Genomic DNA, 7,884 nt, shown 5'->3' on the forward strand with positions numbered 1-7,884 from the left:
CGTTTCAGTGCCGCCCAATATTTGATAGCTGCTAGCGCCTTACCTATATTGTTTTCAGATAGAAAAGCATCTGAAAACCTTTTAAAAAAAGCGCATCAAGCTATCAAAATCACATATCAGGCTTCCAATCCCCAGATGGCCGAGCGCATGGACAGCGCCGCATACTGGTAGGCCGTGTTGAACACGCGCGGCGCTTCGCCCTCCTGCACCGCCCCTGCCGCATACAGCAGGGGCAGATAGTGGTCGTGTGTGGGATGGGCCAGACGGGCCTGCGGGCCCCAGTCCAGGAAGGTACTCAGATCGGCCAGATTGCCGCTGTCCAGGCGCTGCTGTACTTCGGTGTCGAACTGGATCGTCCAGTCATAGGCCTGGTTGTCGCTGGCACCGCGCTGCATGGCGCGCAGGTTGTGCACGATATTGCCGCTGCCCACGATCAGCACGCCGCGCTCGCGCAGCGCGCGCAGCTGGCGGCCCATCTCGAAATGCTTTTCGGGCGCCAGACCATAGGGCATGCTCAGCTGCATGACGGGAATCTTCGCCTCGGGGAACATGGGCAGCAGCACCGACCAGGTGCCGTGATCAAAACCCCATTTCTGGTCCAGCAGCAAGGCCGATCCGTCCTGCGGCGAATGCAGCTCGGCCGCCAGCTGCCTGGCCACCTCGGGCGCGCCGGGGGCCGGATATTGCTGATCGAACAGCTCTTGCGGGAAGCCGCCGAAGTCATGAATCGTACGCGGCTGGGCCATGCCGGTCAGCGCCCAGTCGGACTCGGTCAGCCAGTGGGCCGAGACGCAGAGAATCAGCTGCGGCGCAATGCCCTTGGCCGTCAGCTCCTGGCCCAGGGCCTTCCAGCTTTGGCGCCAGTGCGTGTCCTCGATCACATTCATGGGGCTGCCGTGATCAGAATAGTTACCAAATTGACTTAGCATCAATCCCTCGATAGAGTTCCTTAGCCGTCTTCCTCTGTATGACGGGGCCAAAGGGATGCAATATGCGAACTCGACCTGAAGGTAATTTGGAATTGGAGAGCTGGACACTCATGCCCGCGACAATGGTCATGCGCCCTGCTCTGCATGCTCATATCGAGCTTCGCCCCACGCACAGCCCGCACCAATGCAGGAGCTTCGTACGTTTAGGTGCGTCTGTGGGGGAGCGTTACTGTGAGCCATCCGATGCCGGCACAAAGCCCTTTGATAAGCACGTGCAACGGAGCGAAACGGAGACGAACGATTTGGTGACAGATCTTTTCGAGCTCGACTTCAAAGAGACTAGGAAGCGACTTGGGGAAACTCTATGAGATTCGTTTTAGCGGACAGCAACCTGGTGGTCGCCGGTATGGTCTATGAAGGCTTTCCACTGCTGATCGACGACGATGGTGACGCCATTCAGCCGGCTCAATCGTTTCTGTGGCATCTACTCCCCAGTACGGGCCGGATTCAAAGCAAGAAGACCTGGGAGGCCTATGGCCGCGCGATCTACGACTTCTTCGCTTATTCCCTGACCAATCATCTAGACTGGCGCGCGGCACCCACCAGTGACCATCCAGGAGCCATTGAGGCTTGGCGTGATTGGTCGCGTGGCACTCTGGGTTTGAGCGCGCGCACGATAAATCAGCGCATGCGCGTGGTCATTCGCTTCTACAAATGGGCGGAACAACAAGGCTACATTGAGCGCGTGCCGTTCGACTATGTGACGGTTCAAACCAGCCGCGAACCAGGCTTTCTCGCCCATGTTGACGCAAGCGGCGGAAAGATGGAAACACCTGCCATCCTGCTTTCCGAAGAACAAAGAACCATACGGTTCTTGACAAAAGAGCAGATCGACCTCTGTCATAAGACGCTGGTCAACCCTACTCACCAGCTCATGTTCGAATTAATGGTTCGTACGGGCTTGCGCCAGATTGAGTGCAGGAGCTTCCCTGATGCCTATACCTTCGATCCGTCAAGGCGCAAGGACTTACGAGCAGGAGCAAAGTTCTCGCTGTACCTCGACCCTAAGCACATGGATCTGAAACGCGAAAAGCCACGGGATATTGATATGCCCTACGACCTGATGGAAAAACTGTGGATTTACAGCGTGCGTCAGAGGCAAGTCCGGGCAAACAACCACCCTGAGGCCAAAGAATTGCCTCATCTATTCCTGACCGAAGGTGGCGTTCCCTACAGCAGGAACGCCGTGACTGCCATCTTCGCGAAGCTCTCACAAAGAGTAGGCTTCAAGGTCACCGCTCACATGCTTCGACATAGCTATGCCACTTACCTCCTGTGGAGCCTAGATAAAAGCCCCACCTTCCAGGGCGAGCCGATTCTTTATGTCTGTGATCGGATGGGCCATAGCAACGTGTCAACCACATATCACTACTTGCACCTAATCCGAATATTAAAAGGCCAGCTTGTGCTAGCGCACGAGGACGAAATAGACCAACTGTTCAGCTCAACAGTAGGAAATGAATCCTCATGAGAACAAAGAAGAACTTTGATGCTCCAGCTCCAATAGCGATAACAACGACTCCTCCGTCCGAGTCCCGACTGGGAGCAGATAGCCCGCTGGTGATCTCTTTGCCTGAGAATACAACGGGTACACGAAACATTGACCTGACCCCGTGGCTCAATAAAGGCATCGATGCTTGGATCTATGCCTGCGCTGCCCTACTGCGCACATTCATTCAAGGGAAAAGTGTGACACCAACCACGGTTGCTCATTACTGGAGCCATGGCCTACGGTACTTTTTCGAGTTCCTTGTAGCCAATCAAGGCCCCTCCGAACCCGCAGCTCTCGAACCACGAACCATTCGTCGCCTCCTCGGTTGGATCTCGATACATGGCTGGTCATACGACACCCAACGCGGGCGCTATAGGGACATCAAGTCTGTATTAACCGCACTCAGCCGACGCCAAATCTTTCCGGCGCATGAAGATCTGTTTCCTGTTAATCCATTCCCGCGTAGTAACAGCCAGGCCAGAGGAGAGGAGCCGCTGTCATCAACCGAGCGAATGCGTGTGGCGAATGCGCTGCGAGAAGACTTAATCGCCAGCCACCACGGTCAGTTCCTAGGACCTGAGTCGCACGCTCTGGTCGTTCTGGTATTAGCCGTGGCAATCCGATGCGGGGCTAATCCGGCACCATTACTTGAAGCCAAGCGTGATTGCTTGCAGGATCATCCCTTCATGCCCAACATGAAGCGCTTAGTTCTGTTCAAGCGACGAGGAAAGGGAACTAGAATCGTTCAACTTCGCTACAGCAAGGAAGTTGAAGATTCGGTATCAGTCGCCATGGATGGTGTCGCACTCGTGCAAAAAGCGCAGACCTACTCAGCGCATCTAGTAAGCGAAGCAGCGCCGGAATACAGCAACCGGCTATTTCTATACCGATCAATGCGCAACAGCATGGCAGCTGGAAAAGCCATCCCCCTGAGCTCAGCCATGCTTAAAAATGGCATCAAAGCATTTGTCACTCGCAACAATTTGTGCGGGGATGACGGGAAACCGCTAAGGCTAAACCTGTCACGCCTACGAAAAACGGTGGAAATGCGCCTGTTCGACCTCTCGGGCGGAGACTTGATCGCGACAGCAGCGCTTATGGGCCACAGCCCCAAAGTAGCGGACATGCATTACCTCGCCTGCACTCAGCAGATGCGGGAAAATGCCACCTTCGTCGGGGAGGCCCTACCCGAAATATATCGAAATGGCAGCGACACGGACAAGATAATCCCGATCCTGCCTGAGAGGACGCCAACAGGACGCTGCAGAGACCCCTACAAAGGCGACAGGGCACCTAAAGACGGCACAGCCTGCGACGATTTTCTCGCGTGCTTCTCATGCACTTCGTACGCTATCACCGGTTCGCCCGACGACCTACACCGCCTGTTCTCCTTTTACTTCTTTTTGGAACGGGAGATGCATCGTGCTAGATCCGAAGATTGGCGGACAGAGTTCCGCCAAACCATGCTACTGATCGAACGATTTACAGCCGATAAGTTTGATGTCGAGTTGGTAGCCGCTGCCCGCGAGCGCTCCCGCGCAGAGCCTCTCGGCTTCTGGGCGGCCTACACCTTGTAAAGGATCACCAATGGTCAAGCACAACCTCTCCCCAAGCGAGCAGTTGAAATTGGCGACACCTTCGGTAGCCAAGCGCTTTTACCTTATGCACACGGGCAGCCAACGGACTGGAAAAGCCTATGGTCTCCTGGCAGAACAACCGCCGAGCTTGGCAGGTCTATCGCAAGAGGAGCGGGCCAAGGTAGTAGTCAGCGCTGTTATTGATAATTCGGGCAATACGTTGGTCATAAGTCGGGTCGGTGATCTAGAGTGGGAGTTGTGGCCATTCGTGAGAACCGCAAACATCAGAAACTCAGAAAAGAAGCTGAACTGGTTGGACATTCCTGACGATTATCGAGAGGCCGTGCAAAACGTCCTCTATGCCTATTGGAAACGAGGGAGGCCTGGGCTGAAAACCCCAGAAGTTAGTTCACTATTAAAGCTCATCAAACAACTAAAACACCTCTGTCGCTACGCCAGCGCATTTAAGCTAAAGTCTCTGGCCGATCTACAAGCACTCCACATTGCCAACTTTGTTCATGAGCAGAAGCTTTCCGGAAAATCGCCGGGCACGCTGATGAACTTATTTTCTAGCATAGAGCTTCTTTATCTCTTTCGCGCCGAGCACGAGGGAACTCTATCGCTTCACCCGTGGCCAGATTCGAGTGCCGCCGACATGGCGGGAAACACCAGCATGCAGCGCGCTAATTCGCGCAAAGTTTCTCAAACGCCACTCATTCCAATGGATGTGGCATCCACTCTGTTTTTGTTTGCCGAGGGTACTCTGGACAAGGCCGAGTCTCTGATGGACGAACGCGATCGGGGAGAACGTAAAACGTTCTATGACCCCCAGATCACAATTATCCGCGATGCCTGCTTTTATCTCCTAGGAGTGCTCACAGGTATGCGCTGCTCCGAACTCGCCAGCATCGAAGTCGGTGCGGGGCGTACGGAGGAACGAAACGGCATCCCCTTTCACTGGCTCACCGGTACAGAGTACAAGACAAAAAAAGGTTTGGTGGACTACCTGATGCCGTCTATGGGCCACCGAATACTGCATATTCTGGAACGCTGGTCGGAACCCTACCGCCAGTTGCTCGCAAAGCAGATCGTCGAAATGGAGCTTAGACCCGGCTCGCACACAGCGGAGGAACTGCATTGGCTTGCCACAGCCCGCAGTAACTGTAGGCGGCTGTTTCTCGGCAAAGCACCACATAGCGGGATAACAACGTTGTCGGATTCCTGTTGGGGTTTCAACCTCTCGAGGCTTGCCCGTAAAGCTGGGACAACCTGGGCTCTGGCTCCTCATCAGATGCGCCGACTATACGGCCACACCTTCGTGCGCCATAAATTGGGTGACCTGCTTTTTCTGAAAGAACAATTCAAGCATTCGAGCATCAACATGGCGCAGCTCTATGCCGCGAGCCCCCGTCAGGACAGTGCGCTATATGACGACATCCTCTCAGAACTGATGCGTTATAAGGGGGAGATTATTGCCAGTTGGTTGGAAAAAGATGAGCCACTAGCAGGAGGTGCTGGCCATAAAATCATGGAAATGCGCGCCCACAAGTTCCCTGATCGCAAGACGCTGGTGATGGAAGCATCTAAGCGAGTCTTAATTCGCTCCACAGGCCATTCATGGTGCCTAGCTCAAGATGAAGGATGTGGTGGGTCGGGCATATATGAGAGAGGTAGATGCGGAAGCTGCCGTGATGGGGTCATAGACAACCGGTTCATCAACATCTGGGAGGAAGCCTACCGACATCACAAGGAACTGTTAGTAGAAGCAGAACAGTGGGGTGCTGGAGCTCTCAAGCGGGTCAGCGCGGATCTGGAACAAGCAAGCAAAATTCTTCGTGACTTGGGCATCAATCCGGAGGCAGAAAATGCCCACCAAGACAGGAAAACCTAAAGAAAGTACGGCTTTGCAACGTTCTTCAACGCAACGATCCGGTTCATCGGCTGGGCAAGAAAGTCGCCCTACCCCGCGCCGTCGAGACCGTGAGCGCACCATGGCCGATTTACAAAATGCGCTCGAAATCTTGCAGAGTCTTGGTCAGAAAATCACGTTGAAGGCGGTTGCCGATCAAGCCAACGTGTCTCCTTCATTGATTAACCACCGCTACCCCGACTTCGCCGAGCAGGTACGAGCGCTCGTGGGTCGCACAATTCGCCAGCAGCGAAACGACACGGCCGATCTTCTTGCAGAGGCGCGGGAACGGAACCGCCAACTGAACAAGCAAGTCAAAGATCAGCTTGCAGAGATCACGCGGCTGGTAAGTAAGAACGAAGCATTACGGAAGGAACTTGATTTGCAGAGTGCTATTGCACAAGGGAAGGTGACCAAAGGAGAGTTTGGATGTACAACAACGCCCCAACAATGACAAGCTCTTGAGCTTGCCGGCCAACCTCAAAATTATTAGGGAAAACCAGCGCTTTTTGACAGAGAGAGGCTTCTTTGTACGCATTTTGATTGGCATTAAATACAGCTTTCTCTGTCCCTCATTTGGTAAGCTTGAAGTTTGAGAGTCTGACTGTCGCCTTTTACTAAATGACTGCACTTTTCCCAAGAAGATCGGCCATGACAAACATGCATATCGAAAGGCCAGAGTCTCAAGGCTTGTCTGGTTGCGGGCCCGTGCTGTACCTCGATTTCGATGGCGTTTTACATCACCATAACGTACTCTGGTCAGCGTCAAAAGGGCCCTACCTAGACGCATCTTCCAGTGACAGTTTGTTCAAACATGCTCCTTTGCTGGTCGAGCTCTTGGAGCCGCATTCTGCAGTCCGCATCGTCCTATCTACGTCCTGGGCCATGAAGTATGGCTGCCATGGTGCCGCGCGTCGTCTACCTCTTGAGTTGCGCAACAGAGTCATCGGGGCAACCTTTCATAGTCAAATGGACCGGGCCGAATTCAACTCGGCTTACCGAGGCATGCAAGTTTGGGCAGACGTGTTTCGTCGCCGCCCATCCGATTGGCTCGCTATCGACGACGACTTTCTCCAGTGGCCTGCATGGTGTCGTGACAAGCTTGTTAGATCACACCCTGAGAGAGGCCTAGCGGATCCAACAGTTGTGGCACAGGTTCGACTTGGTCTGCAGCGCATTACCTGTTCCGACTTGAAGCTGTAATCTCAAACTATCTAGGAAAGGCTGGTCGATTCACTGCAGACTACATGGGATGCAATCGAAGCTATCAAAATGTGGCTTCTCAGAGGCTGCAGATACCTGCTCATGAATCGCTTTAACAGCCCTCAGCAACCTTCGGGTTGCATCTAACGGCCGCGCATCAAACCTGTCAGGGGTCTGCACCTGCATCGGTGCTCGCAGGGCCGCCATGCAGCGATTGCGCCCTAACAGCCCCTGCCCCCAAATCTTGCATAACTGCGGTGATCCTGCCAGTGCCTTCCTGAATGGTTCATGCTTCGTAAAACTTGGTCGGCATCCATCAAGGACTGCGGCGCTGAACCAACGGCCATGCATGAACAGCACAAACTGCCAGGATTGGCCTTCGGGTTATTTGACGATGTGGAAATCAGAGTTCGTGTTCGTGCTCGCTCTCAAGCTCAGGCTTAGGAAGGCACTGCGGCGTCGGCTGCAATAGGCATCGCTATGTCGGAGTCGGGTAACTCACCAAAGACATAGCCCTCCATCGACAACACACCGTAAGTCACGCCGCCGTCAATGACGGTGATCGGGTCGCTAGAACTGGCTGCAGCCGCTGCCACCAGCAAAGGCAGATAGTATTCGTCTGAAGGATGCGCCCTGCGACTGTGTGGAGCCTCTCGGAAAGCAGCCAATGCTACCTGGTCGTATTTCAGAACCGACTGACGTGCCCAGAGGACG

5 protein-coding genes and 2 pseudogenes are annotated in these 7,884 nt (G+C 54.2%); 5 read left to right on the forward strand and 2 right to left on the reverse strand.

Translation table 11 applies throughout. The annotated features are described in order from the left end of the window. Positions 1–116 precede the first annotated feature (116 nt). Positions 117–899 (reverse strand): annotated as a pseudogene (ygiD, locus tag P353_RS10045) (4,5-DOPA dioxygenase extradiol); the annotation flags it as partial. 394 nt (positions 900–1,293) lie between these two features. On the opposite strand from ygiD, the gene P353_RS10055 reads away from it, so the two are divergent. The 5 genes from P353_RS10055 (at position 1,294) to P353_RS10075 (ending at position 7,170) form a co-directional block, all read left to right on the forward strand. Continuing rightward, a complete protein-coding gene (locus P353_RS10055; RefSeq protein WP_034368689.1) occupies positions 1,294–2,460 on the forward strand; it encodes a tyrosine-type recombinase/integrase in 1,167 nt (388 codons plus the stop codon). Further along, positions 2,457–4,058 (forward strand): hypothetical protein, encoded by a 1,602-nt coding sequence (locus P353_RS29195; RefSeq protein WP_157839588.1) that lies wholly within the window; start codon positions 2,457–2,459, stop codon positions 4,056–4,058. Before P353_RS10055 ends, P353_RS29195 begins: the two co-directional genes overlap by 4 nt. 10 nt (positions 4,059–4,068) lie before the next feature. Further along, positions 4,069–5,949 carry a tyrosine-type recombinase/integrase gene (locus tag P353_RS10065; protein WP_034368691.1) on the forward strand — a complete coding sequence of 627 codons (1,881 nt, stop codon included), beginning with the start codon at positions 4,069–4,071 and terminating at the stop codon, positions 5,947–5,949. Beyond that, on the forward strand, positions 5,924–6,421 hold the full coding sequence (locus P353_RS10070; protein ID WP_157839589.1) for a TetR family transcriptional regulator: 498 nt from the start codon (positions 5,924–5,926) through the stop codon (positions 6,419–6,421). The genes P353_RS10065 and P353_RS10070 overlap by 26 nt, the downstream gene beginning before the upstream one ends. Positions 6,422–6,627: 206 nt before the next feature. Continuing rightward, a complete protein-coding gene (locus P353_RS10075; RefSeq protein ID WP_113707709.1) occupies positions 6,628–7,170 on the forward strand; it encodes an HAD domain-containing protein in 543 nt (180 codons plus the stop codon). A 440-nt stretch (positions 7,171–7,610) separates the two neighbouring features. Here the strand turns inward: P353_RS10075 and P353_RS29905 are convergent. Next, positions 7,611–7,884 (reverse strand): annotated as a pseudogene (locus P353_RS29905) (hypothetical protein); the annotation flags it as partial.

This window comes from Comamonas testosteroni (genome assembly GCF_000761245.1).
Classification (GTDB): domain Bacteria; phylum Pseudomonadota; class Gammaproteobacteria; order Burkholderiales; family Burkholderiaceae_C; genus Comamonas; species Comamonas testosteroni_C.

Excerpts from the sequence above, each read along its gene's own strand:
- P353_RS10055 (WP_034368689.1), top strand. The coding sequence starts at position 1,294 with ATGAGATTCGTTTTAGCGGACAGCAACCTGGTGGTCGCCGGTATGGTC.
- P353_RS29195 (WP_157839588.1), top strand. The coding sequence starts at position 2,457 with ATGAGAACAAAGAAGAACTTTGATGCTCCAGCTCCAATAGCGATAACA.
- P353_RS10065 (WP_034368691.1), top strand. The coding sequence starts at position 4,069 with ATGGTCAAGCACAACCTCTCCCCAAGCGAGCAGTTGAAATTGGCGACA.
- P353_RS10070 (WP_157839589.1), top strand. The coding sequence starts at position 5,924 with ATGCCCACCAAGACAGGAAAACCTAAAGAAAGTACGGCTTTGCAACGT.
- P353_RS10075 (WP_113707709.1), top strand. The coding sequence starts at position 6,628 with ATGCATATCGAAAGGCCAGAGTCTCAAGGCTTGTCTGGTTGCGGGCCC.